Source organism: Caballeronia sp. ATUFL_F1_KS4A, from assembly GCF_023630905.1.
GTDB lineage: Bacteria > Pseudomonadota > Gammaproteobacteria > Burkholderiales > Burkholderiaceae > Caballeronia > Caballeronia zhejiangensis.
The window spans coordinates 99,701-126,042 of record NZ_JALQEB010000003.1 but is presented as its reverse complement, the minus strand read 5'-3'; the positions used below and the strand labels follow the sequence as shown (position 1 = coordinate 126,042).

26 protein-coding genes and 2 tRNA genes are annotated in these 26,342 nt (G+C 62.1%); 8 read left to right on the top strand and 20 right to left on the bottom strand.

The genetic code is table 11. The features are described from left to right. Positions 1–155 precede the first annotated feature (155 nt). Both NCS03_RS06125 and NCS03_RS06120 read left to right on the top strand, forming a co-directional pair. Entirely contained in the window at positions 156–974 is an 819-nt protein-coding gene (locus NCS03_RS06125) for an IclR family transcriptional regulator (protein ID WP_250519401.1), read from the top strand. A 34-nt stretch (positions 975–1,008) separates the two neighbouring features. After that, the gene (locus tag NCS03_RS06120; RefSeq protein WP_250456421.1) at positions 1,009–1,932 is read left to right on the top strand and encodes a LysR family transcriptional regulator; all 924 of its coding nucleotides are present in this window, start codon (positions 1,009–1,011) and stop codon (positions 1,930–1,932) included. Here the strand turns inward: NCS03_RS06120 and NCS03_RS06115 are convergent. Continuing rightward, the gene (locus NCS03_RS06115) at positions 1,912–2,352 is read right to left on the bottom strand and encodes a DoxX family protein (RefSeq protein ID WP_034472040.1); all 441 of its coding nucleotides are present in this window, start codon (positions 2,350–2,352) and stop codon (positions 1,912–1,914) included. The genes NCS03_RS06120 and NCS03_RS06115 overlap by 21 nt on opposite strands. 103 nt (positions 2,353–2,455) lie before the next feature. On the opposite strand from NCS03_RS06115, the gene NCS03_RS06110 reads away from it, so the two are divergent. The 4 genes from NCS03_RS06110 to NCS03_RS06095 all read left to right on the top strand — a co-directional run bounded on the left by NCS03_RS06110 (position 2,456) and on the right by NCS03_RS06095 (position 4,742). Continuing rightward, positions 2,456–3,346, top strand: coding sequence for a LysR family transcriptional regulator (locus tag NCS03_RS06110; RefSeq protein ID WP_250528929.1), 891 nt, complete (start codon positions 2,456–2,458; stop codon positions 3,344–3,346). Between the two features lie 141 nt (positions 3,347–3,487). Then, positions 3,488–3,898, top strand: coding sequence for a hypothetical protein (locus tag NCS03_RS06105; protein WP_250528928.1), 411 nt, complete (start codon positions 3,488–3,490; stop codon positions 3,896–3,898). A gap of 89 nt (positions 3,899–3,987) precedes the next feature. Then, positions 3,988–4,064, top strand: a tRNA-Pro gene (locus NCS03_RS06100). Between the two features lie 330 nt (positions 4,065–4,394). Further along, positions 4,395–4,742, top strand: coding sequence for a hypothetical protein (locus NCS03_RS06095; protein WP_250496803.1), 348 nt, complete (start codon positions 4,395–4,397; stop codon positions 4,740–4,742). 166 nt (positions 4,743–4,908) lie between these two features. Here NCS03_RS06095 and NCS03_RS06090 read toward each other — a convergent pair whose 3' ends face one another. From NCS03_RS06090 to NCS03_RS06025, 14 genes are all read right to left on the bottom strand, one after another. Beyond that, positions 4,909–5,289, bottom strand: a complete 381-nt coding sequence (locus NCS03_RS06090; protein ID WP_008350188.1) for a MerR family transcriptional regulator — start codon at positions 5,287–5,289, stop codon at positions 4,909–4,911. Positions 5,290–5,378: 89 nt separating this feature from the next. Then, positions 5,379–5,783 (bottom strand): integration host factor subunit alpha, encoded by a 405-nt coding sequence (locus tag NCS03_RS06085; RefSeq protein WP_008350190.1) that lies wholly within the window; start codon positions 5,781–5,783, stop codon positions 5,379–5,381. A gap of 65 nt (positions 5,784–5,848) precedes the next feature. Then, positions 5,849–8,281 carry a phenylalanine--tRNA ligase subunit beta gene (gene pheT, locus NCS03_RS06080; protein WP_250528927.1) on the bottom strand — a complete coding sequence of 811 codons (2,433 nt, stop codon included), beginning with the start codon at positions 8,279–8,281 and terminating at the stop codon, positions 5,849–5,851. A gap of 77 nt (positions 8,282–8,358) precedes the next feature. Beyond that, a complete protein-coding gene (gene pheS, locus NCS03_RS06075) occupies positions 8,359–9,372 on the bottom strand; it encodes a phenylalanine--tRNA ligase subunit alpha (RefSeq protein WP_250439586.1) in 1,014 nt (337 codons plus the stop codon). 203 nt (positions 9,373–9,575) lie between these two features. Continuing rightward, the gene (gene rplT / locus NCS03_RS06070; protein WP_008350196.1) at positions 9,576–9,935 is read right to left on the bottom strand and encodes a 50S ribosomal protein L20; all 360 of its coding nucleotides are present in this window, start codon (positions 9,933–9,935) and stop codon (positions 9,576–9,578) included. A 25-nt stretch (positions 9,936–9,960) separates the two neighbouring features. Further along, positions 9,961–10,158: a 50S ribosomal protein L35 gene (gene rpmI, locus NCS03_RS06065; RefSeq protein ID WP_004191477.1), complete on the bottom strand. Its 198-nt coding sequence runs from the start codon at positions 10,156–10,158 to the stop codon at positions 9,961–9,963. A 234-nt stretch (positions 10,159–10,392) separates the two neighbouring features. Further along, complete coding sequence (gene infC, locus NCS03_RS06060; protein WP_075583511.1) at positions 10,393–10,920, bottom strand: translation initiation factor IF-3; 528 nt, start codon at positions 10,918–10,920, stop codon at positions 10,393–10,395. Positions 10,921–10,967: 47 nt separating this feature from the next. Further along, positions 10,968–12,875 (bottom strand): threonine--tRNA ligase, encoded by a 1,908-nt coding sequence (gene thrS / locus NCS03_RS06055; protein ID WP_008350308.1) that lies wholly within the window; start codon positions 12,873–12,875, stop codon positions 10,968–10,970. A gap of 293 nt (positions 12,876–13,168) precedes the next feature. After that, positions 13,169–13,245: transfer RNA gene (locus NCS03_RS06050), tRNA-Val, on the bottom strand. 99 nt (positions 13,246–13,344) lie between these two features. Continuing rightward, a complete protein-coding gene (locus NCS03_RS06045) occupies positions 13,345–15,567 on the bottom strand; it encodes a RelA/SpoT family protein (RefSeq protein ID WP_034472050.1) in 2,223 nt (740 codons plus the stop codon). 32 nt (positions 15,568–15,599) lie between these two features. Beyond that, positions 15,600–15,953 carry a RidA family protein gene (locus NCS03_RS06040; RefSeq protein ID WP_250528926.1) on the bottom strand — a complete coding sequence of 118 codons (354 nt, stop codon included), beginning with the start codon at positions 15,951–15,953 and terminating at the stop codon, positions 15,600–15,602. Positions 15,954–16,026: 73 nt separating this feature from the next. Beyond that, positions 16,027–16,947 (bottom strand): alpha/beta fold hydrolase, encoded by a 921-nt coding sequence (locus NCS03_RS06035; protein WP_250528925.1) that lies wholly within the window; start codon positions 16,945–16,947, stop codon positions 16,027–16,029. A 202-nt stretch (positions 16,948–17,149) separates the two neighbouring features. After that, positions 17,150–17,791: a CoA transferase subunit B gene (locus tag NCS03_RS06030; RefSeq protein ID WP_008350316.1), complete on the bottom strand. Its 642-nt coding sequence runs from the start codon at positions 17,789–17,791 to the stop codon at positions 17,150–17,152. Positions 17,792–17,793: 2 nt separating this feature from the next. Next, positions 17,794–18,498 (bottom strand): CoA transferase subunit A, encoded by a 705-nt coding sequence (locus tag NCS03_RS06025; protein ID WP_008350318.1) that lies wholly within the window; start codon positions 18,496–18,498, stop codon positions 17,794–17,796. A 217-nt stretch (positions 18,499–18,715) separates the two neighbouring features. Between NCS03_RS06025 and NCS03_RS06020 the strand changes: the two genes are divergently transcribed. Continuing rightward, the gene (locus tag NCS03_RS06020; RefSeq protein ID WP_244807937.1) at positions 18,716–19,261 is read left to right on the top strand and encodes a LuxR C-terminal-related transcriptional regulator; all 546 of its coding nucleotides are present in this window, start codon (positions 18,716–18,718) and stop codon (positions 19,259–19,261) included. Between the two features lie 10 nt (positions 19,262–19,271). Here the strand turns inward: NCS03_RS06020 and NCS03_RS06015 are convergent, their stop codons facing one another. Both NCS03_RS06015 and NCS03_RS06010 read right to left on the bottom strand, forming a co-directional pair. Continuing rightward, on the bottom strand, positions 19,272–19,709 hold the full coding sequence (locus tag NCS03_RS06015; protein WP_008350323.1) for an acyl-CoA thioesterase: 438 nt from the start codon (positions 19,707–19,709) through the stop codon (positions 19,272–19,274). 17 nt (positions 19,710–19,726) lie between these two features. Continuing rightward, positions 19,727–20,506, bottom strand: coding sequence for an SDR family oxidoreductase (locus NCS03_RS06010; RefSeq protein WP_008350325.1), 780 nt, complete (start codon positions 20,504–20,506; stop codon positions 19,727–19,729). A 203-nt stretch (positions 20,507–20,709) separates the two neighbouring features. Here NCS03_RS06010 and NCS03_RS06005 point away from each other — a divergent pair, with 203 nt between their 5' ends. Further along, positions 20,710–22,383, top strand: coding sequence for an electron transfer flavoprotein-ubiquinone oxidoreductase (locus tag NCS03_RS06005; protein WP_250528924.1), 1,674 nt, complete (start codon positions 20,710–20,712; stop codon positions 22,381–22,383). A 42-nt stretch (positions 22,384–22,425) separates the two neighbouring features. Here the strand turns inward: NCS03_RS06005 and aroC are convergent, their stop codons facing one another. From aroC to NCS03_RS05990, 3 genes are all read right to left on the bottom strand, one after another. After that, entirely contained in the window at positions 22,426–23,532 is a 1,107-nt protein-coding gene (gene aroC, locus NCS03_RS06000; protein WP_034472056.1) for a chorismate synthase, read from the bottom strand. A 53-nt stretch (positions 23,533–23,585) separates the two neighbouring features. Continuing rightward, positions 23,586–25,526 (bottom strand): MFS transporter, encoded by a 1,941-nt coding sequence (locus NCS03_RS05995; protein ID WP_250528923.1) that lies wholly within the window; start codon positions 25,524–25,526, stop codon positions 23,586–23,588. Between the two features lie 183 nt (positions 25,527–25,709). After that, complete coding sequence (locus NCS03_RS05990) at positions 25,710–26,162, bottom strand: CBS domain-containing protein (RefSeq protein ID WP_250528922.1); 453 nt, start codon at positions 26,160–26,162, stop codon at positions 25,710–25,712. Between the last annotated feature and the right edge of the window lie 180 nt (positions 26,163–26,342).

The following is a 26,342-nucleotide window of genomic DNA, read 5'->3' as shown; positions in this document are numbered from 1 at the left end:
GAAATGTTCGTCATGCGAACATGGATTCGTTTAGCGAACATCGGCATGTTAGTCCCGCATTCGTTGTCGTGTCAACGAAGCATGCGCGAAGTGGGGGTTTTCACCGAGCTCGAACTTCGCCTCGACCGCCCGTTCGCGCTTTCATCACAGGCCTTATGAAGAATTCAGCCACGCTCAATCCGGATGCCGAGCCGCAAGACGCGCAGGCGCGCCCCGGCGATGCCTACGTGCAGTCGTTCGCGCGCGGGCTCGCTGTCATCCGCTCGTTCGATGCGAACCGCCCCGCGCAGACGCTGACGGATGTCGCGGCGGCCACCGGCCTTACGCGCGCCGGCGCGCGCCGCATCCTTCTGACGCTGCAGGCGCTCGGGTATGTCGAGGCCGACGGGCGTCTCTTTCAGTTGACGCCGAAGATTCTCGACCTCGGCTTCGCCTATCTGACGTCGATGCCCTTCTGGAATCTGGCCGAACCGGTAATGGAAGATCTCGTCGAGCAAGTGCACGAAAGCTGCTCGGCGGCCGTGCTGAACGGCGCGGAAATCGTCTATGTGCTGCGCGTGCCGACGCACAAGATCATCACGCAGAATCTGTCGATCGGCAGCCGTCTGCCTGCGTTCTGCACGTCGATGGGCCGCGTCCTGCTCGCCGCGCTCGACGAAGTGCGCCTCGACGAAGCGCTCGATGCGAGTTCGCTCGTCGCGCGCACGCCGCGCACGATCGTCGACAAGGGCGCGCTCAAGGAAGCCATCGCCGCGGTGCGCCGCCAGGGCTGGGCAATCGTCGATCAGGAACTGGAGGAAGGACTGATTTCGATGTCCGCGCCGATCCGCGACCGGCAAGGCCGCGTGATCGCGGCGCTGAACATCAGCGGCAACGCGCAGCGCAAGAACGCAAAGCAGATGGTGAAGGCGTTTCTCGAACCGCTGCAGGAAGCGGCGCAGCGCGTGTCGGACATGGTCGCGCGGCGCGGATGACGCCGTATCGACGCGAGGAGACGGCGGTTCCGAAATGAACGATCTCGATCTCAACCTGATTCCGTACCTCGTCGCCATCGAGGAGACGCGCAACGTGAGCCGCGCCGCCGAGCGGCTCGGGGTGAGTCAGCCGCGCGTGTCGACCGCGCTCGCACGTCTGCGCGAGTACTTCAACGATCCGCTCTTCGTGCGCACCTCGCGCGGCATGGAGCCGACGCCGCGCACCATCGCGCTCGTGCCCGCGGCGCGCGAGGCGCTGGCGCGCATCGAACGCGGCCTGCTCGACCGGCAGCACTTCGATCCTTCGACGAGCACGGAGACGTTTTCGATCGCGCTTTCCGATGTCGGCGAGATCGTCTTTCTGCCGCGCCTCTTGCAGGCCTTCGCGAAGGAAGCGCCGAACGCGAATCTGCGCTCGGTGTCGGCGTCGCATGGCGATGTGGAGCGCGGGCTTGAAGCCGGCGATATCGATCTGGCGGTCGGCTACTTTCCGGACTTGCGCGGCAACAACTTCTTTCAGCAGCGGCTTTTCTCGCACCGGTTCATCTGTCTGATGCGGCGCGATCATCCGTTCGCGAACCAGCCGCTCACGCTCGAACGCTTCATGGAATGCGGCCACGCGGTCGTGCGCGCGGAAGGCCGCAGCCAGGAAGTGCTGGAGAATTATCTCGACAAGGAACGCGTGCGCCGGCGCGCGGTGCTCGAAACGCCGCACTTCATGAGCCTGCCGTTCATCCTGTCGCGCACCGATCTGATCGCGACGGTGCCGCATGCGATCGGCTTCGCGTATGTCGCCGAGCATGCGTCGATCACGCTCGCCGAGCCGCCGCTCGCGTTGCCCCGCTTCGATCTGAAGCAGCACTGGCATCGCAAGTTTCACAACGATGCGCGCACGATGTGGCTGCGCGGCATCGTCGCTTCGCTCTTCAACGACGAGCTAGACGAGTGGCCGAAGTAATGCTCGACGTCGCCGGTCGATGCTCCACGCGCCCGGCCCCGCCGCCGCGATGAACAAATAGATGAACGACAGCAGCACGGCCGGCTCGCCCTGATTCAATAGCGGCAGCAGGAAGTTTCCTTTCGGCGCGTGCCCGATGAAGTACGCGAACGCCAGTTCGCCCGACAACACGAACGCCGCCGCCCGCGTGAACAGGCCGATCAGCACGAGCACGCCGCCGATCAATTCGATGACGCCCGCCACGCCGAGCAGCGAGACGAGCGGCAGACCGTCGAACATCGCGATGTGCGGAACATGGAACAGCTTCGCGCTCGCATGCGTGAGCAGCAGATACGAAGCGACGATGCGCAGCAGCGCGTGAGCGTAGCCGGCGAGCGCCGACGCGTTGGCCGCGGATGGTCGAGTGTGTGTCGCAGACATCGCAAAACTCCAGTGAAGGTAGGTTGCCTGCAGTTTAGGCAGACATCGTCGGTCGATAAATCCGGCTAACATTAGCGTTTTGTTTCCCGGCAGGAAATGATCGATGGATGCTCTCACCAGCTTGCGCGTGTTCCGCGAAGTCGTCGAGGCCGGCAGCTTCGTGAAGGCTGCTGAACGGCTCGACATTTCGACCGCGATGACGAGCAAGCACGTCGCCAATCTGGAGCGCCAGCTCGGCGTGCGTCTCCTGAACCGCACGACGCGTCACCTGAGTCTCACGGAAGCCGGCAACGTCTACTACGAGCAATGCAGCGAGGCGCTCGACATCCTGCAGGCCGCGCAAGCCGCCGTCGGCGTGCAGACGGCGGAGCCGCAAGGCGTGCTCAAGGTCACCGCGCCAGGCTGGTTCGCCAATCGCAACTTCGCGGATCTGCTTGTCGCGTATCAGGCGCGCTATCCGGGCGTGCTCGTCGATCTGCGGCTGGAGAATCGCTTCGTCGATCTCGTCGAGGAAGGCTACGACATGGCGATTCGCGCCACGTCGGAGCCTTCGCCCTCGCTGATCGTCAGGCCGCTGTGCAAGATGCCGTTCGTGCTCGCGGGTTCGCGCGCGTATCTCGAACAGCACGGCAAGCTGCGTCATCCGGATGATGTCGCGCGTCATCGCTTCGTGTTGCCGACCTACACGAATATCGATTCCGTCACGTTGACCGGTCCGGACGGCGCGTTTACCGTGAAGAACCAGGCGGTGTTCAAGACCAACGATACGTCGATGGCGCTACAGCTCGTGCGCGCCGGACTCGGGCTCGCATACTTTCCGGCGTGGATCGTCGAGCCGGAATTGGCGTCGGGCTCGCTCGTGCGCGTGCTGCCGAGCTATTCGGCGTTCGCGCCGTCCGTGTATGCGGTGTACACGAGCCGCAAATACATGACGACGAAGGTGCGGACGTTCATCGATTTCCTGTCGGAGTCGCTGGCCGATCGGCCAATCTGATTAGGATTACTCTTATTTTTGCGTCGAGACTTGCGTGTAATCATCGCGCTCGCTTCCGGAAGCGGGCGCTCCAGACGCAACATAAATCCATCTTGCGCGCCGCCGGGATCGTCCCTTCTACCCATACGCGAGGCGCGCGACATGCATTTTCCGTGGCTTCCCTTGATTTTTATCCTGAGTTTGCTGGGCGTGACGCTCTTCGTCTGCCGCACGTTGAATGCGAGCGAACGCGCTCTGAAGTGGAACGGCGCCTTGATCTTTCTGTGTCTGTGCGGCGCCGCCATGGTGCTGGACTTCACGTTGACGATGATCTTTGCGTCCGCCGGCTTCGATGAGCGCACGCCGTACGACACTTTCGGATCGCGCATCGCGTGGACGGAGCGCATCGCCACCTATCTGATTCCATGCGCGATTTCGTTGCTTCTGGCTTTGAGGTTCCGCAGGCGTCAGCGCTTCGCGCTGGAAGTCTCGCCTGATCGGGCGTCGGCCGAGCGCGAGGATTCGGTGAAGATCCAGACGTCGCCGTACACGCAGTCGGAACTGACGCTCTGACGCATTGCGAGTGAATTTTGTGAGTGCAACAGCGAAATTGTTGGAAGCAGTTCTACTATTCGTTTCTCTCTGATATACTTTCGCTCTTTCGGGGCGTAGCGCAGCCTGGTAGCGTACCTGCATGGGGTGCAGGTGGTCGGAGGTTCAAATCCTCTCGCCCCGACCAGAAATTGAAGGCTCTCCGGCTTCTGCCGGAGAGCCTTTTTTCTTGGCCCCTCGCGGGTCATCGATGACGCATCGCCCGCGTTTCTCCAAGGGCGTGCGCAGCTCGACTACCACCTCGCCGATGCAATGCTTAAAGTCGGCGCCGATGAAGAAGCGCTGACCAAAACGGCCGCGACGATGGGCATGACCGTCTGAAGCCATTCGTCATGGACGACACGCGCGCAAAAACGCGGCGCCGTCCGCCAATATTCAGACGTAAAAGCCCAAAAAACACTTGTGTGTCAGTAATTTAAGCCCTAATCTTAAGGTGACACATAAGGAACGGCGCCCCATGCCTTTGTCTGTCCCAGCGTCCGCCAGAGCGCGGCGCAGCCGATGCGGCCAAACCTGCTCCGCCCTGCGCGCGGAAGTCGCGAGATGGTTCGGTCCGGGAAGCGGCGCGCGCGTCACGCGCTTCGGGCGCATCTATCCCGGCGGCAGCCGCTATATCTCCGTTCGCGCGACGAGGCCAGGCCGATGCTTCGCGCTTTACTTCTTCCACCATGGCGTCGATGACTGGCGCATCTATCCGCCATGGGGCGTCGGACCGAGCATCGTCTATTGGTCGGTCAAGACCAAGTTGCCGGCCTCGCAAGCAGCCGGTCCGAAAAAACGCTTCCGCGTAGGCGTCAAGTCTTAACCGCGGGCAGGGTCTGTCCGGTCATCGACTCCTCGACGGCGGCTGGTAGACCTTCGCTACATCGGCGGCCACGATGCCTTGCGACGCATCCGGTAATTACAGCGTGGGACGGACAAAAAAAATGCCGCGAGAACTCGCGGCATCGGGACTTTGAATCGGACGGCGTTCATCCGCCGAGAAGATCGATCACCTGAAGAATATCCTTGCGCAACTGCTCGACATCGACGCCCGGTTGCGCTTGCGCCGACACTTGCGTCTCGGCCATGTCCGCATCGTCGTCGATTGCACGTCCCTGCGAATCGAGCCGGTTACGCGCACCGTTGATCGTGAAGCCCTGCTCGTACAGCAACTCGCGGATGCGCCGGATCAACAAGACTTCGTGATGCTGATAGTAGCGGCGATTGCCACGCCGCTTCACCGGCCTCAGCTGCGTGAACTCCTGCTCCCAATAGCGCAGCACGTGAGGCTTGACGCCGCACAACTCGCTGACTTCGCCAATCGTGAAGTATCGCTTGGCGGGGATCGGAGGCAAGACGACTTTTTCCATCGTCGATCAACCATCGTTATAAGTGATGTCGATTGAAGCACGGTGGCCAAGCAACGCGACGCGCGAGTCATTCGCGCGCCACCGGGAAATCAGCGAGTGAGATCGGTCTCCGCTCCCGTTTCGACCAGCGCCTTCAGCTTCTGACTTGCATGAAACGTGACGACCCGCCGCGCGGCGATAGGAATGGCCTCGCCCGTCTTCGGATTGCGGCCGGGACGCTGAGGCTTGTCGCGCAACTGGAAATTGCCGAAGCCGGAAAGCTTGACGCTCTCGCCGCTCTCCAGCGCATCGCGGATGACTTCGAAGAAGGCTTCGACCATGTCCTTGGCTTCGCGCTTGTTCAGACCGACATGGTCGAACAGCATCTCCGCCAACTCGGCTTTGGTGAGCGTCGGCGTATCGCCGGGCGCGCTCGAGGTCGGAATATCTCGGGTCATGGCGCTACGCTGCGCCGAAAGAAGGGCTTCGAAATCACTCGAGTTCATTTGGTTCATATCGGTAAAACGGCGCTTGCCATATTTAAGACTTGGCGATTAAGACGGAAAGGGCCAACTGAAGGCTATCCGCGCAACCGCGCGCCGTGTACTCGAGCCAGGCGATCCACCAGCGTTTTGATAGCCGTATCGACCGTTTCGTCCTGAAGCGTGCCGCCAGTATCTTGCAACGTTACACGGAAGGCAAGACTTTTCTCATGCGCTCCCAAGCCACCGGAAGTATTTGATTTTGGACGAAATTCATCGAAAAGGGCAACCTTCGTGACGTACCTGCACGCCGCTTCCGCGCGCGCGCTTTCGAGCTCGTCGAGCAGCGCCTGAACCGCCACGTTTTGATCCACGACAATCGCGATATCGCGACGCACCGGCGGAAATTTCGACACTTCGGACGGCGCCGGCAATGCGCGATCCATCAACGCGTCGGCGTCGATTTCGAAGAGGATCGGCGCGTTCGGCAGGTCGTACTTTTGCAGCCAGCGCGGATGCAGTTCGCCGATCCAGCCGACCGCGCGCCCCGCCACCTCGATGCGCGCGCTGCGTCCCGGATGCAACGCCGGATGCTCCGCCTTAACGAAGCGCGGCACGACGGGCGCGAAGAGCGCTTCGACATCGCCCTTCACGTCGAAGAAGTCGACGTTGCGCGTGGCCACGCCCCACTGTTCCTCGACCACCGGACCATACGCGAGCCCGCCGATCATCTTCGGTTGCGCGAAGCCTTCGACCGTCAGTTCGCCCGCTTTAACCGTTGCGTCGCGATGGAACACGCGCCCCGCTTCGAACACGCGCACGCGGTCTGCGCGGCGATTCAGGTTATGACGCAGCACTTCGATCAGGCTGCCGAACATGGTCGAACGCATGACCGAGAGCTGGCTCGCGATCGGGTTCAGCAGCTTGATCGGATTATCGTTGCCGGCGAAGTCCTTCTCCCACTCGGCGTCGACGAAGCTGAAGTTCACCGTCTCCGAGTAGTCGCGCGCGGCGACTTCGTGGCGCAGCGTATGGACCGAGCGCTTCGTTTCGTTCGTGATGCGCATCTCGCTGCGCGCGACCGGCGGGCGCGCCGGAATCTTCTCGAAACCGTAGATGCGCGCGACTTCCTCGATCAGGTCCTCCTCGATCTCGATATCGAAGCGATACGGCGGCGGCGTGACCTTGAAGGTGTCGCCGTCGCGCTCGAACGCGAGGTTCAGACGCGTGAAGATCTGCGCGATCTCTTCCGCGCCGATCTCGACGCCGATGATCCGATGCGCGCGCGACACGCGCATCGACACCGGATTGCGATCCGGCACGTTCACGATCTGATCGTCGACCGGACCCGCTTCGCCGCCGCAGATGTCGAGGATCAGGCGCGAGATGCGTTCGATATGCTCGACGGTCGTCGAATAATCGACGCCGCGCTCGAAGCGATGCGCCGCATCGGTCGAGAAGTTGTACTTGCGCGCGCGGCCGCGGATCGCGTCCGGCCACCAGAACGCGGCTTCGAGATAGATGTTGGTGGTGTCGAGCGAGACGGCCGTGCTGTCGCCGCCCATGATGCCCGCGAGACTTTCGACGTGACGATCGTCGGCGATCACGCCGACGGTTTCATCGAGCTCGACGGTGTTGCCGTTCAGGAGCTTCAGCGACTCGCCCTTCTTGCCCCAGCGCACTTCGATCCCGCCGTGAATCTTGTCGAGATCGAACACGTGCGTCGGACGGCCGAGTTCGAGCATCACGTAATTGGAGATGTCGACGAGCGCGGAGATGCTGCGCTGGCCCGCACGTTCCAGACGCTCGACCATCCATTGGGGCGTCTTCGCGCGGGCGTTCACGCCGCGAATCACGCGGCCCGAGAAGCGCCCGCACAGATCGGGCGCGAGCACCTTGACCGGCAGCTTTTCGTCGAGCTTCGTTTCGACGGCCGGCATGTCCGGTTGCTTGAGCGGCGCGCCGGTGATCGCTGCCGTCTCGCGCGCAACGCCGAACACCGACAGGCAGTCTGCCTTGTTCGGCGTGAGCTTGATTTCGAAGACGGTGTCGTCGAGATTGAGCGCCTCGCGGATGTCCTGGCCGACCTTGGCATCGGTCGGCAGGATCAAGAGACCGCTGTGATCTTCCGACAGCTTGAGCTCACGTGCGGAGCACAGCATGCCTTGACTGTCGACGCCGCGCAGCTTCGTCGGCTTGATCGCGAAAGGCTCGCCGCCCGCTTCGGCCGGCGGCAGCACGGCGCCGATCAGCGCGACCGGCACCTTGATGCCCGGCGACACGTTCGGCGCGCCGCACACGATATTGAGCGTCTCGCCCGTGCCCGCATCGACCTGACAGACGTTGAGCTTGTCGGCGTTCGGATGCTTGGCGACTTCGAGCACTTGGCCCACGACGATCTTCTTGGTCGGCGGCGCGACCGGGCGCAGGTCTTCGACTTCGAGGCCGGCCATCGTCAGCGCGTGCGCGAGTTCGTCGGTGGAGAGCTTGGGATCGACGAAACTGCGGAGCCAGGATTCTGGGAATTGCATGTGTGTCTACGTTCGAAATGTTTGGAGTCTCACGATCGCCGCTTATCGAGAAGCGATCGCCGCGGGCGCTAAGTGCTTTACGCGAACTGACGCAGGAAACGCAGATCGTTCTCGAAGAACAGACGCAGATCCTGCACGCCGTAGCGCAGCATCGTCAGGCGCTCGAGGCCGCTGCCGAACGCGAAGCCGATATAACGCTCCGGATCGAGGCCCATGTTGCGGATGACGGTCGGATGCACCTGCCCCGAGCCTGAGATTTCCAGCCATTTGCCCGCGTTCTTGCCGTGTTCGAACATCATGTCGATCTCGGCGGACGGCTCCGTGAACGGAAAATACGACGGACGGAAGCGCACGAGAATGTCGTCGCGCTCGAAGAACTTCTTCAGAAAATCGGTGTAGACGCCCTTCAGATCCGCAAAGCTGATGTTCTCTTCGATCCACAGGCCTTCGACCTGGTTGAACATCGGCGAATGAGTGGCGTCGCTGTCCACGCGATACGTGCGGCCCGGCACGATCACCTTGATCGGCGGCTTGTTCATGCGCGCGTAGCGCACCTGCATCGGGCTCGTATGCGTGCGAAGCAAAAGCGGACGGCCATCCGCGTCCTTGCCGTCGACGTAGAACGTGTCCTGCATCGAGCGCGCCGGATGGTTCTCCGGGCTGTTCAGCGCCGTGAAGTTGTACCAGTCGGTCTCGATTTCCGGACCGTCGGCGACATCGAAACCGATCGTGCGGAAGATTTGTTCGACGCGCTCCCACGTACGCATCACCGGATGCAGCGTGCCCGCACCCGCGCCGCGTCCCGGTAGCGTGACGTCGATGGCTTCCGACGCGAGACGCTGATTCAGCAGCGCGTCGGCCAGCGCCTGACGGCGCGCGTTCAGCGCGGCTTCAACCTGCTGCTTTGCCTGATTGATGCGCGCGCCTTCTGTCTTCTTCGCTTCCGGATCGAGCTTGCCCAATCCCTTCAGCAATTCGGTCAGCGCGCCGGACTTGCCCAGGAACCGTGCCTTCTCGTTTTCGAGCGTGGTGGTATCGGCGGCGTGTTCAAAGGCGCTTTTCGCGTTGGCGACAATCTGGTCCAGATCCATTGATCCCATCTTTTAGCGTCGAAATTCAATCTGAGGTTCGGTTTTGCTCATCCACGCTCCACGATGGGCATGAGATGCGCAAAACCGTCCGACCAACAAAAACGGGGCTCGGTGAGAGCCCCGTTTTCTGCCTTCGCGCCGCCGTCAACGTATTTCTACGATGCGGCGACGAGGAGGCGAACCACGCAGTACTAATTTCGCAATTAGGCTGCAACGGCGGCTTTCACCTGCTTCACGATCGCAGCAAAAGCAGCCTTGTCGAACACAGCCATGTCAGCCAGAACCTTGCGGTCGAGTTCGATCGAAGCCTTCTTCAGGCCGTTGATGAACACGCTGTAGGTCATGTCGTGCTGACGCACCGCCGCGTTGATACGCGTGATCCACAGTGCGCGGAACACACGCTTCTTGTTGCGGCGATCGCGGTAGGCGTACTGGCCTGCGCGCATGACCGCCTGCTTGGCGATGCGATAGACGTTATTGCGACGGCCGCGGTAACCCTTGGCCAGACGGATGATCTTCTTGTGACGGGCCCGTGCGGTAACCCCACGTTTTACTCGAGGCATGTTGCTCTCCTTAAGTTAGATGAGGTTAGGCGAACGGCAGCATTGCGCGGACGGAGTTCAGATCGGAATCATGAACGGCCGTGGCGCCACGCAGATGGCGTTTGTTCTTGGTGGTTTTCTTGGTAAGAATGTGGCGCTTGAAGGCCTGACCGCGCTTGACGGTACCGCCCGGACGCACCACGAAGCGCTTTGCAGCACTCTTCTTGGTCTTCATCTTCGGCATGAAACAACTCCAGTTTATTAGATGGTCATGGGTGTGCGGATGATCCGCCGATACTGCCCGCGAACCCCTTCCCGCCCTTCGAAACCCACGCTCCACTTGTGTGCGAACGGTTCGGTGAAGAACCGCCGCTTTTCATGACCGGCGTCACCGAAATGACGCCGGCCTGAAACCGCCGGCAATGCCGCGCCGACCGCCTTTCGACGGCGCGCGATCCATCGCCCTACTGCTGTTCGGTTACTTGCCCTTCTTCTTCGGGGCAAGCACCATGATCATCTGACGCCCTTCCATCTTCGGCATCTGCTCGACCTGGCCATATTCGTCCAGATCGGACTTCAGGCGCTCGAGCATACGCATGCCGATTTCCTGGTGCGCCATTTCGCGACCGCGGAAACGCAACGTGATTTTCGTCTTGTCGCCGTCTTCGAGGAAGCGCGTGAGGTTGCGCAGCTTGACGTTGTAGTCACCGTCATCCGTGCCGGGGCGGAATTTGACTTCCTTCACCTGCACGATCTTCTGCTTCAACTTCGCTTCGTGCTGCTTCTTCGCTTCCGAATACTTGAACTTGCCGTAATCCATCAAACGGCAGACAGGCGGCGAAGCCTGCGGCGCGATTTCGACGAGATCCACGTCGAGTTGCTCCGATTGACGGAACGCCTCGGCCAGTTTCACGATTCCGAGCGGCTCGTTGTCCACTCCGACCAAACGCACTTCCGGCGCGGTAATCTCACCATTGATGCGATGTGACGACTTATCAGTAGCGATGTTACGTTTCCTCTAAAAATGAAAAAACAAGCCGCGCTGCGAGTGACTTACTTGAACGCCCGCACTTCCTGCTGCAGACGTTCGAGGAATGCGTCGACCGGCATCACGCCCAGATCGACACCGCCACGAGCACGCACGGCTACGGTTTGTGCATCACGCTCCTTGTCGCCGACGACCAGCAAATACGGCACCTTTTGCAGCGTGTGCTCGCGTATTTTATAGCTAATCTTCTCATTGCGCAAATCGGACTCTACTCTAAGCCCTTGTTTTTGCAACGATTGAGCCAGATTTCCGGCATATTCGGCCTGACTTTCAGCAATATTCAGCACAACGGCCTGGATCGGCGCGAGCCACGGCGGCATTGCGCCGGCATGATGCTCGATCAGAATGCCGAGGAAACGCTCCATTGATCCGACGATTGCGCGATGAAGCATCACCGGACGGCGGCGGCTGTTGTCTTCCGCCACGTACTCCGCGCCGAGACGCTCCGGCAGCACCATGTCGAGCTGCAGCGTGCCGCATTGCCACGAGCGGCCGAGCGCATCCTTGATGTGATACTCGATCTTCGGACCGTAAAACGCGCCCTCGCCCGCGAGCTCTTCCCACTGCAGGCCGCACGCGGTCAGCGCTTCGCGCAGGCCCTGCTCCGCGCGATCCCAGGTTTCATCGGTGCCGGCGCGCTGTTCCGGACGCAGCGACAGCTTGATGTCGATGTGATCGAAGCCGAAATCCTTATACACGCTCATCGCGAGCGTGTTGAACGCGATCGATTCCGCGATGAACTGATCTTCGGTACAGAAGATATGTGCATCGTCCTGAACGAAGCCCCGCACGCGCATCAGACCGTGCAGCGCGCCCGACGGCTCGTTGCGATGGCACGAACCGAACTCCGCGTAACGCAGCGGCAAGTCGCGGTACGAGCGCAAGCCGTGATTGAACACCTGGACGTGGCCCGGGCAGTTCATCGGCTTGATCGCGTAGTCGCGCTTTTCCGACTCGGTCGTGAACATGTTTTCACGATAGTTCTGCCAGTGCCCCGATGCTTCCCACAGCGAACGGTCCATCACCATGGGAGTCTTGATTTCGAGATAGCCGGCTTCGTTCACGCGGCGACGCATGTACTGCTCGACCTGCTGCCATAGTGACCAGCCCTTCGGATGCCAGAACACCATGCCCGGCGCTTCGTCCTGCAGATGGAACAGGTCGAGCTGCTTGCCGAGCTTTCGGTGATCGCGCTTCTCGGCTTCTTCCAGCATGTGGAGGTACTGCTCCTGGTCTTCCTTCTTGGTCCACGCGGTGCCGTAGATGCGCTGCAGTTGCTCGTTCTTCGAATCGCCGCGCCAGTACGCGCCCGCGACTTTCATCAGCTTGAAAACCTTGAGCTTGCCGGTGGACGGCACGTGCGGGCCTCGGCACAGGTCGATGAAATTGCCGTGCGCGTAAAGCCGGATCTCGTCGCTTTCCGGAATCGATTCGATGATCTCGGCCTTGTACGCCTCGCCGATGCTCTTGAAGTACTCGACGGCCTCGTTGCGCGAGACGACGCGGCGCGACACCGGCTCGTCCTTCTTCGCGAGCTCCTGCATGCGCTTCTCGATCTTTTCGAGATCTTCGGGCGTGAACGGACGGCTGTACGAGAAATCGTAGTAGAAGCCGTTGTCGATGACCGGCCCGATGGTTACTTGCGCCTCGGGGAACAAATCCTTCACGGCATAGGCCAGCAAGTGCGCGGTCGAGTGACGCACGACATCGACGCCTTCCGGGTCTTTGTCGGTGACGATCGCGAGCGACGAATCCTTGTCGATCAGAAACGAGGTGTCGACGAGTTCGCCGTTGAGCTTGCCGGCGAGCGCCGCCTTGGCGAGGCCCGCGCCGATCGATGCCGCAACTTCCGCGACGGTCACCGGGTGGTCGTATTGTCGGACCGACCCATCAGGCAAACGTACCGAAACCATATCGTTCTCCAAGACGCCGGCACATGCCGGGCGATTCGATTAAGCATTGCCACGCGATTTCGTTTTGAAAATCGCAAGACAAAAAAAATGCGGCCCCGCTATCGAGGGGCCGCATTCACTTTTCACACATACCGCGAAACAATTTGGCAGAAGGCGAATATGGTCCTCGACTAGCGTCGCTCCGAAGTTGTTTCGGTCAACGTTCGACGTGCCATGTTTTTTCGCCTTTTGCGCTGCGCGCTTCTTGCGGTTTGAAACCCCGCGAACCGAAGTCCGCTGGATTTCGTTTTCGTTGGTAGGCTCGATTGGACTCGAACCAACGACCCCCACCATGTCAAGGTGGTGCTCTAACCAGCTGAGCTACGAGCCTGAAAGAAGTGAGATTATATGGAGTGTTTCAGATGTTGGCAAGTGCTTATCTTCAGAAAAATCGAAAATATTCGCCAATCCGTTCAATCCCTTCTAAATGCTACGCGCGACGCGAAGCGCGAATCACGCCCTGCACTTCGCCGAGCAGCGTGCATGCGCGTTGAATCTGCGCTGCACTCGACACTTCCACGGTGAACTGCATATACGCGACATTCCTGCGGCTCTGGCTCTTCACGCCGATCACGTTGATCTTCTCGCGCGCGAACACTTCGGAGATGTCGCGCAGCAAGCCCTGGCGATCCGCCGATTCAACCGAAAGGTCCACCGGATAAACGGACGAGCCACGCCCGTTCATCACCTCGGCGGACCAAGTCGTGTGCAGCACGCGTTCGGGCGAGCGCTCGGCCATGCGCTTGAACGTCTCGCAATCGGTCCGGTGCACCGACATGCCTTTGCCGCGCGTGACGAATCCCGCGATCGGATCGGGTGGCGCCGGGCGGCAGCAACGCGCGAGTTGCGTGAGCAGCGCATCGACACCGACGACGAGCACGCCCGTCGACGCTCCGTGCGCCACGCTTTGCCCGCTGCTGCGCTTCTCGAACTGCTCGGGCGCTTCGGGTTCGGGCTCGGGCGGCGGCGCATCGGAGAGCGCCTGCTCGATGTTGCGCAGACTGAACTCGTCCTTCGCGACGAGTGCGTAAAGCTCCTCGGGCGCCTTGAAGCCGAGTTTGGCCGCGAGCTGTTCGAGACTGACAGATGTCTTTCCCTCGCGCTGCAAGGTCTTCTCGACGATGCTCCGTCCGGCCGCGATGTTCTCCGCCGCATCCGCCGCGAGGAACCACGAGCGCACTTTCTGCCGCGCGCGGGCGCTATGCAGATAGCCGAGCTGCGGATTGAGCCAGTCGCGCGACGGACCGCCCTCCTTCACCGCGACGATCTCGACCGTCTGTCCGTTTTGCAGCGGCGTGTTGAGCGGCACCATCGCGCCGTCGACGCGAGCGCCCCGACAACGATGTCCGAGCTCGCTGTGCAGGTGATATGCGAAATCGACGGCTGTCGCGCCTTGCGGCAACGCGATCACGCGCGCCTGCGGCGTCAGCACGTAGATATGGTCGTCGTCGAGCGTCGCGTCGCGCAGATGCTGCCAGCCGGGATGCTCGCCTTCGACGTCGTCCTTCCACGCGAGAAGCTGACGCAACCATGCGATCTTCTCGTCGTATTTCTCGCTCGCGGTCACCTGCCCCGCATAGCCACGCGCGCCCGCTTCCTTGTACCGCCAGTGCGCGGCCACGCCGTACTCTGCGAACTGATGCATCTCGTACGTGCGAATCTGGACTTCGAATGCGCGCCCGTCGTCGCCGATCACGACCGTATGCAGCGACTTGTAGCCGTTGGGCTTGGGACGCGAGATGTAATCGTCGAACTCACGCGGCACCGGCTGCCACAGGTTGTGCACGATGCCGAGCACGGTGTAGCAATCCTTGATGTCGCCGACGATCACGCGAAATGCGCGCACGTCGTTCAGTTCGGCGAAATCCAGCTGCTTGCCGCGCATCTTCTTCCAAATGCTGTAGATGTGCTTCGGCCGTCCGCTGACGTCCGCCTTGATGTGCGCGGTTTCCAGTTCCTTCTGCAGACGAGCGATGGCCTCGGTCACATAGGTCTCGCGCTCGACGCGCTTCTCGTCGAGCAGCTTCGCGATGCGTTTGTACGTGACCGGATCTTCGAAGCGAAACGACAGGTCTTCGAGTTCCCACTTCAGTTGCCAGATGCCGAGCCGGTTGGCGAGCGGCGCGTAAATCTCCAGCGTCTCGCGCGGCACGTCGGGCGACGGTTCGATCTTGTGCGCGGCGTAGTAGCGCAGCGTCTGCACGCGCGAGGCGAGCCGGATCAGCACCACGCGAATGTCCTGCGCGAACGCAAGCAACATCTTGCGCAACGCTTCGACCTGCGCACGGCGCGCGGCCTGCGCGTCGCGCGTGTTTTCAGGCAGTTCCGCGAGCGTCGCGCGCGAGCTGACCGAACCAAGCCGCAACAGCTTGCGCACATCGCCGACGAGCCGCTGCACTTCCGGGCCGAAGCGCTCCGCGATCACCTTCTCCGGATCGTCAAGATGCGGCGCCAGCACGAAGAGCGCCGCGGCGGCGACCGCGTGCGAATCGACGTTGAGCGTCTGCATGATGCGCGCGGTGCCGGCAGCGTGGTCCGCGAGCAGTTCGCCCGTCGAGACGCGCGCGTCCTTCGCGTGCTCGCGCACGAACGCGAGCGCGTCGTCGATGGACGGCTCGGGCAACGTTTCGGTGGGGACGGCGGTCTCGGTCATTCGGGCGATGCCAATACTTCAGACGACTCGATTCAGTTGCGCTGTGCGGAGATCACGACGATTTCCACGAGGCACGCCGGATTGGCGAGCTTCGCCTCGACGGTGGCGCGGGGCGGCGTGTTGCCTTCCGCGACCCACGAGTCCCACACGGCGTTCATGCCGGGGAAATGGATCATGTCCGAGATATAGATCTGCACCGACAGCAAGTGCGACTTGTCGCTGTTCGCCTCTTCGAGCAGGCGGTCGATGTGACCGAGCACTTCGCGCGTCTGACCGGTGATGTCCTGGTCCGTGTCCTCGGCGATCTGGCCGGCGAGATACACCGTGCCGTTGTGGATCGCGGTTTCGGAAAGGCGCGGCCCGACGTGATGACGAATGACTGCCATTGTTTGTTCCTGATCGGTGATGGTGAGAAAAGAAGCGCAAGCGGCGCGCAAGCACCTTATGTTCAGCCCAATATTATGCCCCGCTCGCGTCATCGCCGAGAAAGAACCCCCTGGCGATGGCGATTTGATCTTCGACAAGAAAGGCCGGCGCGTGACCCGCGCCCGGGATCTCGGCGCTCGTCACGGCCTGACCTTTCTCGACCATTTGCGCGACCGTCTCGCGCGACAGCAAATCCGAGCTCTCGCCGCGCACGACGAGCACCGGCGTCCTGATCGACGCGAGCGAGCGCCAAAGAAACGCCTCGCCGGCCGCATTCTGCTCATCGGTGGCCGACGTGAACGGCGTCGCGATGCCCGGGTCGTAGCGAAAGCCCCACGCACCGTCGCGCTCGTGCAGGAGCGGCGTGTTGATGCTCGCCCACTCCTCGTCGTTCAGCGGCCCGAACGACGACGCGAGCGCCGCCGCGTGCCGCACGCCTTCGTCGAGCGATGCGAAACGCGCCGGCTTGCCGAGATACTCGCCGATACGCTGCAGCGCGACCGGTTCGATATGCGGCCCGACATCGTTGAGCAGCATCTTTCGGATCGGCGTGTTCGGCAAGCCGCCGAGCGCCATGCCGATGAGACCGCCCATCGACGTGCCGAACCAGTCCACCGTCTCGACGTTCAACCGCGCGATCAGCGTGACCACGTCCGCGACATACTGCGGCACGCCGTAGTAACGCGGATCCGCGAGCCAGTCGGACAGTCCTCGCCCGACCACGTCCGGACACACCACGCGATAGTCCCGCGCGAACGCTTGCGCGAGCTTGTCGAAGTCGCGTCCCGAGCGCGTCAGGCCGTGCACGCACAGCAGCACGCGCGGATTGGCCGGATCGCCCCACTCCGTATAGGCGATGCGATGCAGACCCGCCGGGCTCGCGCATTGCACGAAGCGCTGGCGCGGCTCGCTCAGATCGGAATGCACGGCTTCGGCGACGATGGATGCGGTCATGGAGAGGTCCTCGTGGAAGTGTCGAAACGATTGTAAAGCGCATCTCACCGGATCGAGCGGGCCTATGCCGAACGGACGACCCCTTCCCGCGTGCACAGATGCGGGCGAAACCCGCAAAAGCAAAGCGGGCGAAGCTCCGAAAGCTTCGCCCGCCCGTGTTCGCGCTCACGCCGAGAGAACCGGCGTTCGTGTCACGCCGCTATCACTTCACGCTCGTGACATCGAGCGGCGCGCCCGTCTTCTTCTGAATTTCCTCGACCGTCACGCCGTCGGCCAGCTCGACGAGCTTGAGGCCATTGTCGGTGACGTCGATCACGCCGAGATCGGTGATGATGCGATCCACGACGCCCACGCCCGTCAGCGGCAGCGAGCACTCTTCGAGGATCTTGTGCTGGTCGCCCTTCGCGACGTGTTCCATCAGCACGACGACTTTCTTCACGCCGGCGACGAGGTCCATCGCGCCGCCCATGCCCTTGATCATCTTGCCGGGGATCATCCAGTTGGCCAGATCGCCCTTCTTGCTGATCTGCATTGCGCCGAGGATCGCCAGGTTGATGTGGCCGCCGCGGATCATCGCGAACGAATCCGCCGACGAAAAGATCGACGAGCCCGGCAGCGTCGTCACGGTCTGCTTGCCGGCGTTGATGAGATCGGCGTCGACTTCGTCTTCATACGGCGACGGCCCGATGCCGAGCAGACCGTTTTCCGACTGCAGCCACACTTCCATGCCGTCCGGAACGTGATTGGCGACGAGCGTCGGCAAGCCGATGCCCAGGTTTACGTAGAAGCCGTCCTGCAGTTCCTGCGCCGCGCGCGCGGCCATCTGGTCACGAGTCCAAGCCATGATTACTCTCCTTTCGCGCGGACGATGCGTTGTTCGATGCGCTTTTCCGGCTGCGCATTCAGCACGAGGCGCTGCACGTAGATGCCCGGCAGATGGATCGCGTCCGGATCGAGTTCGCCCGTCTCGACGATTTCTTCCACTTCGGCCACGGTGATCTTGCCGGCCATCGCGCACATCGGGTTGAAGTTGCGCGCGGTGCGCCGGAAGATCAGGTTGCCGGATTTATCGGCCTTCCATGCCTTGACGAGACCGACGTCGGCCGTGAGCGAATGCTCGAGCACGTAATGGTTCTCGCCGAACTGGCGCGTTTCCTTGCCTTCCGCGATCACCGTGCCGAAACCGGTGTTCGTGAAGAACGCCGGAATGCCCGCGCCGCCCGCGCGCAGCTTCTCGGCGAGCGTGCCCTGCGGCGTGAATTCGAGCTCGAGTTCGCCGGCGAGGTATTGGCGCTCGAACTCCTTGTTTTCGCCGACGTACGACGAAATCATCTTCTTGATCTGGCGCGTCTCGAGCAAGAGACCGAGGCCAAAGCCGTCGACGCCCGCGTTATTGCTGATGCAGGTGATGCCCTTGACGCCCGTATCGCGCAGCGCGGCGATGAGCGCTTCGGGAATGCCGCACAGCCCGAAACCGCCGACGGCGAACGTCTGCCCGTCCTTGACGATGTCCTCGAGCGCGGCTTTCGCGCTGGGATAGACCTTGTTCATCTGTGTGTCCCTTCCATGTTGAAACCAACTGAAAATCGGTTTTTTGATGCCGCCGATGCACTGTTCGAGCGCATCGCGCGGCCTTTTGACGTGGCACAAGCGTACTTTGTGCCGATGATCCGGCACAATACGCAAAAATACATAAGTCTTTGCCCGCGCGCGTTGGTTCCCGGCGCTTTTCGCCGCGATACGCAAGGCGCCGCGCGCCCGATCTCACATGCGTGCACTGGATTATCAAACCGCGTTTCAACTTGCGCCCGTCGGGCTCGTGCTTTCGCGCGAGCGCACGATCGAAGACTGCAACGAGCAGCTTTGCGCGATCTTCGGTTCCATGCGCGAGGCGCTCATCGGCAAGTCGTTCGAGGTGCTGTATCCCTCGCCGGACGAGTTCGCGCGCATCGGCGAGCGCATCGCCGCGCATATCAGCAAGGAAGGCACGTACAGCGACGACCGCATCATGAAGCGCAAGAACGGCGAACTGTTCTGGTGTCACGTCACCGGCCGCGCGCTCGACCGGACCGCGCCTCACGCGGCGGGCGTCTGGACATTCGAGGACTTGAGCGCGACGCGGCGGGTCGCGATCGAATTGACACCGCGCGAGCGCGAGATCGCCGCACAGCTCGTGACGGGCAAGACGAGCAAGCAGATCGGCCGCGTGCTCGATATCAGCCCGCGGACGGTTGATATCTACCGCGCGCGGCTCATGAGAAAGTACGACACGGGCAATGCGACCGAACTGCTGCAACGGCTGCTCGGCACCTGACCTGCGCGCTTTACGGCGCGACGGGCGCGGCGGTCTCGATGATCTGCCGCAACATGTCCGGCAGCGGCACGGACTTGCCCGCCGCGTAGTCGATCCAGACGATTTTCGCCGCGCCGCGCGCATACAGTGCGGCGGGTTCATCGGCGCGATACAGCTCGAAGCGCGTATCGAGACTGCTGCGCCCCGGCTTGCCGACGGACATGCGCCCGATTACGTCGCCGGGATACTGAAGCTGCTTCAGAAACTCCATCGACGCGTTTACGATCACCGGCCCTTGCCCGTCGCCATTGCCGCCGACGAGACCGATCTCTTCGAACCACGAGATACGCACCTGCTCCATGTAGCGGAAATAGACGGTGTTATTGACATGCCCGAAGGCGTCCATGTCGCCCCAGCGGATCGGCATGGAAAGTTCGAAGACGGTGTGGAAATCGTTATGCGTGGTCATTGCGTGCGCTAAAAAGTTCAAAGCGAAAAACCGTCGTCCGCCGAGATGACCGAGCCGTTCATGAACTGCGATTCGTCGGCGGCGAGCAGCAGCAAAAGACCGTCGAGATCGTTTGGCGAGCCCACGCGGCGGCGCGGCAGCAACGAAATGAGCTTTTGCCCCTGCTCGGTCTTCCAGTGGTGGTGGTTGATCTCGGTATCGATATAACCCGGGCAGATCGCGTTGACGTTGATGCCGTGTCGGCCCCATTCGAGCGCCATCGCCTTTGTCATCTGCACGACGGCGGCCTTGCTCATCGAGTAGAGGCCGATCTGCGGAAACACCCGCAAGCCTGCCACCGACGCCACGTTGATGATGCGATAGGCCGGCTTGGCCGCGCTGTTGCTGTTGCCGCGCATGATCATGCGCTTGGCGACCTCTTGCGCGACGAAAAACGCGCCGCGCACGTTCGTGCCGAACACGAATTCGTAGTCCGCGGGCGTCACTTCCGTCAGCTTTTGCGTGGTCGACACGCCCGAGTTATTCACGAGGATGTCGATGGTACCCGCTTCGGTCTCCGCATGCGCGATCGCCGCTTTGATGCTCTGGTAATCGGTGACGTCGAGCGAAACGACGTGCGCGGCGCCGCCCGACGCCTCGATTTCGGCGCGCAGCTCCTTCAGGCGCTCCGTGCGCCGGCTGGCGAGCACCACTTTGGCGCCCGCCTGCGACAGCACTTGCGCGAAACGCTTGCCCAAACCGCTGGACGCGCCGGTAATCAGCGCGACCTTGCCTTCCAGGTTGATCGAACGGCCCATTGTGCTTCCCTTTTTATGGTTGGCTCAGCCCGGGCAGGCACGCGGCGCGCCGATGCGGGCAATAAGCGTCAACACCGATAGCGCGGGTGTCGTGAATAATAGTACGATCGTGCTAAATTAGCGAGCTTTGGTTGCGGCCCGCTTCACCTTCCCTGAAAATACGCGATCCCGAAAGGGCATTCTAACGGCACATAGGAGCATTGATGACCCCGGCGAGCCTCATCGAGCAATACGGTCCCCGCGAATCGATGGAATACGACGTCGTGATCGTCGGCGGCGGACCAGCCGGTTTGTCGGCGGCCATCCGGTTGAAGCAACTGGCGGAAGAAAAAGGCGTCGAGATCGGCGTGTGCGTCCTGGAGAAAGGCTCCGAGATCGGCGCGCACATCCTGTCCGGCGCGGTCATGGATCCGCGCGGCCTGTCCGAGCTCATTCCCGACTGGAAGGAAAAAGGCGCGCCGCTCGACGTCGAAGTGACCGAAGACCGGTTCCTGTTCCTGTCGCAAAACGACGCGAAGCAGGTGCCGAACTGGCTTCTCCCCGACAATTTCAAGAATCACGGCAATTACGTCATATCGCTCGCCAACGTCACGCGCTGGCTCGGCCAGCAGGCCGAGGCCGTGGGCGTCGAGATCTTCCCGGGCTTTCCGGCCGCCGAAGTCTTGTATGCGGACGACGGTTCGGTGCGCGGCGTCGTCACCGGCAACATGGGTGTCGGCAAGGACGGCGAGCCGACGGAGAATTTTCAGCTCGGCATGGAACTGCACGCGAAATACACGCTTTTCTGCGAAGGCGCGCGCGGGCATCTGGGCCGTCAGCTCATCGAGAAATTCAAGCTCAACAAGAATGCCGATCCGCAGGTGTACGGCATCGGCATCAAGGAATTGTGGGAAATCGACCCGGTCAAGCACAAGCCCGGTCTCGTGATCCACACGGCCGGCTGGCCGCTGGAACCCGACACCTACGGCGGTTCGTTCCTCTACCACATGGACAACAATCAGGTGGTGGTCGGCTTCGTCGTCGGGCTCGGGTATTCGAATCCGTATCTGTCGCCATTCGAGGAATTCCAGCGCTACAAGACGCATCCGTCGATCCGCGCGTTCCTCGAAGGCGGCAAGCGCATTTCCTACGGCGCGCGCGCGATCACCGCCGGCGGCCTGATGTCGCTGCCGAAGCTCGCGTTCCCGGGCGGCGCGCTTGCCGGCGACGACGCGGGTTTTCTCAACGCATCGCGCATCAAGGGCAGCCACGCGGCGATCAAGTCCGGCAAGATGGCCGCCGAAGCCGCGTTCGAAGCCGTTCAGGCGGGCCGCCAGAACGACGAACTCACGGCCTATTCCGAAGCGTTCGACAGTTCGTGGCTCAAGACCGAACTCTACCGCGCGCGCAACTTCAAGCAGTGGATGAGCAAGGGTCTGTACCTCGGCACGTTCATGGTCGGTCTGGAGCAAAAGGTGATGGGCGGCAACGTGCCGTGGACGCTGCATCATCAGCACTGGGATCACGAGATGCTGAAGCCGGCGTCGCAATGCAAGCCGATCGTCTATCCGAAGCCGGACGGCAAGCTCACGTTCGACCGTCTCTCGTCGGTGTTCATCTCGAACACGAACCACGAAGAGAATCAGCCCCCGCATCTGACGCTCAAGGATCCGAGCGTGCCGGTCAACGTGAACCTGCGCACGTATGCCGGTCCTGAAAGCCGCTACTGCCCCGCCGCCGTGTACGAGTTCGTCAAGTCGGACGACGGCAACGAGCGCCTGCAGATCAACGCGCAGAACTGCGTGCATTGCAAGACCTGCGACATTAAGGATCCGACGCAGAACATCGTCTGGGTTACGCCGGAAGGCGGCGGCGGGCCGAACTATCCGAACATGTGAGGTCTGAAACGACAAAGGGCGCCAAATCGGCGCCCTTTTCTTTTATTTCGACGGCGCTTGAGCCGCGATCTTCGGCGTTCCGACGACCACATCGCCGCATTGCGCACGATGCCGCAGCGCGTGATCCATCAGCACCAGCGCGAGCAGCGCTTCGGCGATCGGCGTCGCGCGGATGCCGACGCACGGATCGTGACGGCCGAAGGTCTCGACCGTCGCACTGGCGCCGTCCTTGTCGATCGACTGACGCGGCGTGCGGATGCTCGACGTCGGCTTGATGGCGATCGACACCGTGATGTCCTGCCCGCTCGAAATGCCGCCGAGGATGCCGCCCGCATTGTTCGTCGCGAAGCCTTCGGGCGTCATTTCGTCGCCGTGCTGCGAGCCGCGTTGCGCGACGCTCGCGAAGCCCGCGCCGATCTCGACGGCCTTCACGGCGTTCAGGCCCATCATCGCGTGGGCGATATCGGCGTCCAGGCGATCGTAAAGCGGCTCGCCGAGACCGACCGGCACGCCCGTCGCGACGACTTCGATGCGCGCACCGACCGAATCGCCGTCGCGACGCAGGTTGTCCATGTATTCCTCGAGCTGCGGCACGATTGCTTCGTTCGCCGAGAAAAACGGATTCTCGGGCACGTGGCGCCAGTCGACGAACGGAATGTCGATTTCCCCGAGCGCGCTCATGCGGCCGTGCGTTTCGAGACCGAACTTCTCACGCAACCACTTCTTCGCAACCGCGCCGGCGGCGACGGTCGGCGCGGTCAGCCGCGCCGATGACCGGCCACCGCCGCGATAGTCGCGCACGCCGTACTTCTGCCAATAGGTGTAGTCCGCGTGACCGGGACGGAAGGTCTGCGCGATGTTGCCGTAGTCCTTGCTGCGCTGATCGGTATTGCGGATCAGGAGCGCGATCGGCGTGCCGGTCGTCACGCCCTCGAACACGCCGGAAAGAATCTCGACCTGATCCGCTTCCTGCCGCTGCGTGACGTGACGCGACGTGCCGGGGCGGCGCCGGTCGAGTTCGATCTGAATATCGGCTTCGCTGAGCGCCATGCCCGGCGGGCAACCATCGATCACGCAGCCGATCGCCGGACCGTGCGACTCGCCGAAATTCGTGACGGTGAAGAGCGTGCCAAGGGTATTGCCGGACATGAGCGTCGACCTGAAAAAAAGTGTCGGGGAAACCGCTATTATGCCAGCGCCGTCTACCGCCGCGCGCCGCGCAAGACCGACACGGCTTCCTGCAGATGCGCAGGCGTCGCGTCCTCTGGCGCGATCGGTTCGCCGACCGCGAGCGTCAGCCGCGTCATCGCCCCACGCTGGATCGGACGCGGCCATTGCGCATCTTCGTGGCGCGAGAACACGCTGCCCCACAGACCGCGCAGCGCCATCGGCACGACGGGCGCCGGATGGCGCCGCAGAATCTCCGAGATGCCGTGCCGGAACGGATTGATATCCCCCGTGCGCGTCAGCTTGCCTTCGGGAAAGATGCAGACGAGATCGCCGTCATCCAAAGCCCGCGTGCAGGCGGCGTACGCGCGTTCGAGCATGTCGGCGTCTTCGTGTGCGGGCGCGATCGGAATCGCCTTCACATGCCGGAACATCCAGCCGACGAACGGCGTGCGAAAGATGCGGTGATCCATCACGAAGCGAATCGGCCGCGGACTTTCGGCCATGATGACGACCGCATCGACGAAGCTCACGTGATTGCACACGAGCACGGCCGCGCCATGCGCCGGGATGCGCTCGGCGTCGACGAGACGGATCCGATAGAACGTGTGCACGAGAATCCACGCGATGAAGCGCAGCAAGAACTCCGGCACCAGCGAATAGATATAGACCGCGACGACGACGTTGAGCAGCGCGGTCGTCAGAAAGAGTCCCGGAATGCCGACGCCCAACGACGTAAGCGCGAGCGCCATCAGCGCCGACACGATCATGAAAAACGAATTGAGGATGTTGTTCGCCGCGATGATGCGCGCGCGATGAGTCGGCTGACTGCGCGCCTGGATCAGCGCGTAGAGCGGCACGCTGTAGAAGCCGCCGAACATGGCGAGCAGAAAGAGATCCGCGAGAATGCGCCAGTGCGGCAGCGTCATCAGGAATTCGCCGACGTTGAGCAGATGCCCGGCCGGCGCGATGCGATGGCTCGCGAAGAACAAATCGATCGCGAACACGCTGATGCCGATCGAGCCGAGCGGCACGAGCCCGATCTCGACGCGCCGCTTCGAAAGCCGCTCGCAGAGTAGCGATCCCGTGCCGATGCCGATGGAAAACGTCGCGAGAAGGATGGTCACGACGTCGGGATCGGCGGAAAGCACGTCCTTCGCGAAATTGAAGAACGATGTGAGAAAGGTTGCGCCGACGAACCACAGCCACGAAATGCCGAGCAGGCTCAGAAACACCGTGCGGTCCTGCTTCGCGAGCTTCAGATTGCGCCATGTCTCCGAGACCGGATTCCAGTTGATGCGCAAGTCCGGCTGCGATGCATCCGACTTCGGCACGAACGCCGACGCTACGCGCCCGACGATCGCGAACGCGATGCACGCGATCGCGAGGAGCATCGCGCCGTGTTCCGACGCGCCCGCCGCCGCCCCGCCGATGATCGTGCCGATCAGGATCGCGACGAAGGTGCCCATCTCGACGAGTCCGTTGCCGCCGACGAGTTCATGCGAATCGAGATGCTGCGGCAGATACGCGTATTTCACGGGGCCGAAGACGGTCGAATGCACGCCCATCAAAAACGTGCACACGTAAAGCAGCGGCGCGCTGTGCAGCAGAAAACCCGCGCCGCCGATCAGCATCACGACGATCTCGAAGCTCTTCACGAGCCGCGCGAGCACGGCCTTGTCGTACTTGTCGGCGATCTGGCCGGACGTCGCGGAGAACAGCAAGAACGGCACGATGAAAATCGCGGAAATGAGAAACGCGGCGGTCTTCGGATCGACGCCGGAGAAGCGCGCGGCCTGAAACGTCACGAGCGACGTGAAGCCGACCTTGAAGACGTTGTCGTTCATTGCGCCGAGGAACTGCGTCCAGAAGAACGGCGCGAAACGGCGCTCGCGCAACAGGCGAAACTGGCCGTCGCCTTCGGCTTGGGAACGTCGGGAAGCGCGCGGCGAGGCGCGCAGCGGTTTGTCACTCATGTCTTGCGCAATAGTTGAGTTCGGCGTTGATCGCGCAATGTCCGCGGTCGAATCCGAATGGAAGGGAAACCGGGCGAAATGCTAACCCTCCCACTTGGGCCAGACGTAAAAAAGCGCGCCATGAGGGCGCGCTTCGGTGGGTCCGATGCACGCGAAGCGCGACGCCTCGCGACATCGACATGCTCAGCGTGCTTCTTCCTGCTGCTCCGGCCAGTCGCGGATATACGCCTTCAGCATGCGATTTTCGAAGCCCTGCTCTTCGACGACCGCCTTGGCGACGTCATAAAACGAGATGACGCCCATCAACTGACGCTTTTCCATGACCGGCAGATAGCGCACGTGATGTTCGAGCATCATGCGGCGCACTTCGTTTACGTCCGTTTCGGGCGTGCAGGTGAGCGGATGGTCGTCCATGACCCTGCGGATGGTCGTCGCGCCGACCGAGCCGCCATTGTTGTGCAACGTCAGGATGATTTCGCGGAAAGTCAGCATGCCGACCAGATCGCCGTACTCCATGACGACGAGAGAGCCGATATCGTGCGCGGCCATCGTGTCGATTGCGTCGGAGAGCGGCGTGTCCGGTGTCACGGTGAACAGCGTGTTGCCCTTAACTTTCAGAATGTCGCTGACTCGCATGACTGTCTCCTAGCGAAATGCCTGTTCGATTGGCCGAACGATGATGAAACCATAGGCCGATGCTATCGGAAAGGCCCGCAAAAGGAAAGCGAACGGGACGACGGTTCGCCCGCATTGGCCGAACGGACAAGGCTTTGCGCGATCGAAGGCCGCGCGTTCGCCCTAGGTTTGGGCGCGCGC

Excerpts from the sequence above, each read along its gene's own strand:
- NCS03_RS06015 (WP_008350323.1), bottom strand. The coding sequence starts at position 19,709 with ATGACCACGCATAACGATTTCCACACCGTCTTCGAACTTTCCATGCCG.
- NCS03_RS06110 (WP_250528929.1), top strand. The coding sequence starts at position 2,456 with ATGGATGCTCTCACCAGCTTGCGCGTGTTCCGCGAAGTCGTCGAGGCC.
- NCS03_RS06025 (WP_008350318.1), bottom strand. The coding sequence starts at position 18,498 with ATGAACAAGGTCTATCCCAGCGCGAAAGCCGCGCTCGAGGACATCGTC.
- NCS03_RS06105 (WP_250528928.1), top strand. The coding sequence starts at position 3,488 with ATGCATTTTCCGTGGCTTCCCTTGATTTTTATCCTGAGTTTGCTGGGC.
- NCS03_RS06030 (WP_008350316.1), bottom strand. The coding sequence starts at position 17,791 with ATGGCTTGGACTCGTGACCAGATGGCCGCGCGCGCGGCGCAGGAACTG.
- rpmI (WP_004191477.1), bottom strand. The coding sequence starts at position 10,158 with ATGCCGAAGATGAAGACCAAGAAGAGTGCTGCAAAGCGCTTCGTGGTG.
- NCS03_RS06085 (WP_008350190.1), bottom strand. The coding sequence starts at position 5,783 with ATGAACCAAATGAACTCGAGTGATTTCGAAGCCCTTCTTTCGGCGCAG.
- pheS (WP_250439586.1), bottom strand. The coding sequence starts at position 9,372 with ATGGATCTGGACCAGATTGTCGCCAACGCGAAAAGCGCCTTTGAACAC.
- NCS03_RS06045 (WP_034472050.1), bottom strand. The coding sequence starts at position 15,567 with ATGACCGAGACCGCCGTCCCCACCGAAACGTTGCCCGAGCCGTCCATC.
- NCS03_RS06010 (WP_008350325.1), bottom strand. The coding sequence starts at position 20,506 with ATGGGCCGTTCGATCAACCTGGAAGGCAAGGTCGCGCTGATTACCGGC.
- NCS03_RS06125 (WP_250519401.1), top strand. The coding sequence starts at position 156 with ATGAAGAATTCAGCCACGCTCAATCCGGATGCCGAGCCGCAAGACGCG.
- NCS03_RS06115 (WP_034472040.1), bottom strand. The coding sequence starts at position 2,352 with ATGTCTGCGACACACACTCGACCATCCGCGGCCAACGCGTCGGCGCTC.
- NCS03_RS06035 (WP_250528925.1), bottom strand. The coding sequence starts at position 16,947 with ATGACCGCATCCATCGTCGCCGAAGCCGTGCATTCCGATCTGAGCGAG.
- NCS03_RS06005 (WP_250528924.1), top strand. The coding sequence starts at position 20,710 with ATGACCCCGGCGAGCCTCATCGAGCAATACGGTCCCCGCGAATCGATG.
- NCS03_RS06090 (WP_008350188.1), bottom strand. The coding sequence starts at position 5,289 with ATGGAAAAAGTCGTCTTGCCTCCGATCCCCGCCAAGCGATACTTCACG.
- pheT (WP_250528927.1), bottom strand. The coding sequence starts at position 8,281 with ATGCAATTCCCAGAATCCTGGCTCCGCAGTTTCGTCGATCCCAAGCTC.
- NCS03_RS06020 (WP_244807937.1), top strand. The coding sequence starts at position 18,716 with ATGCGTGCACTGGATTATCAAACCGCGTTTCAACTTGCGCCCGTCGGG.
- NCS03_RS05995 (WP_250528923.1), bottom strand. The coding sequence starts at position 25,526 with ATGAGTGACAAACCGCTGCGCGCCTCGCCGCGCGCTTCCCGACGTTCC.
- NCS03_RS06120 (WP_250456421.1), top strand. The coding sequence starts at position 1,009 with ATGAACGATCTCGATCTCAACCTGATTCCGTACCTCGTCGCCATCGAG.
- rplT (WP_008350196.1), bottom strand. The coding sequence starts at position 9,935 with ATGCCTCGAGTAAAACGTGGGGTTACCGCACGGGCCCGTCACAAGAAG.
- thrS (WP_008350308.1), bottom strand. The coding sequence starts at position 12,875 with ATGGTTTCGGTACGTTTGCCTGATGGGTCGGTCCGACAATACGACCAC.
- NCS03_RS05990 (WP_250528922.1), bottom strand. The coding sequence starts at position 26,162 with ATGCGAGTCAGCGACATTCTGAAAGTTAAGGGCAACACGCTGTTCACC.
- NCS03_RS06040 (WP_250528926.1), bottom strand. The coding sequence starts at position 15,953 with ATGGCAGTCATTCGTCATCACGTCGGGCCGCGCCTTTCCGAAACCGCG.
- aroC (WP_034472056.1), bottom strand. The coding sequence starts at position 23,532 with ATGTCCGGCAATACCCTTGGCACGCTCTTCACCGTCACGAATTTCGGC.
- NCS03_RS06095 (WP_250496803.1), top strand. The coding sequence starts at position 4,395 with ATGCCTTTGTCTGTCCCAGCGTCCGCCAGAGCGCGGCGCAGCCGATGC.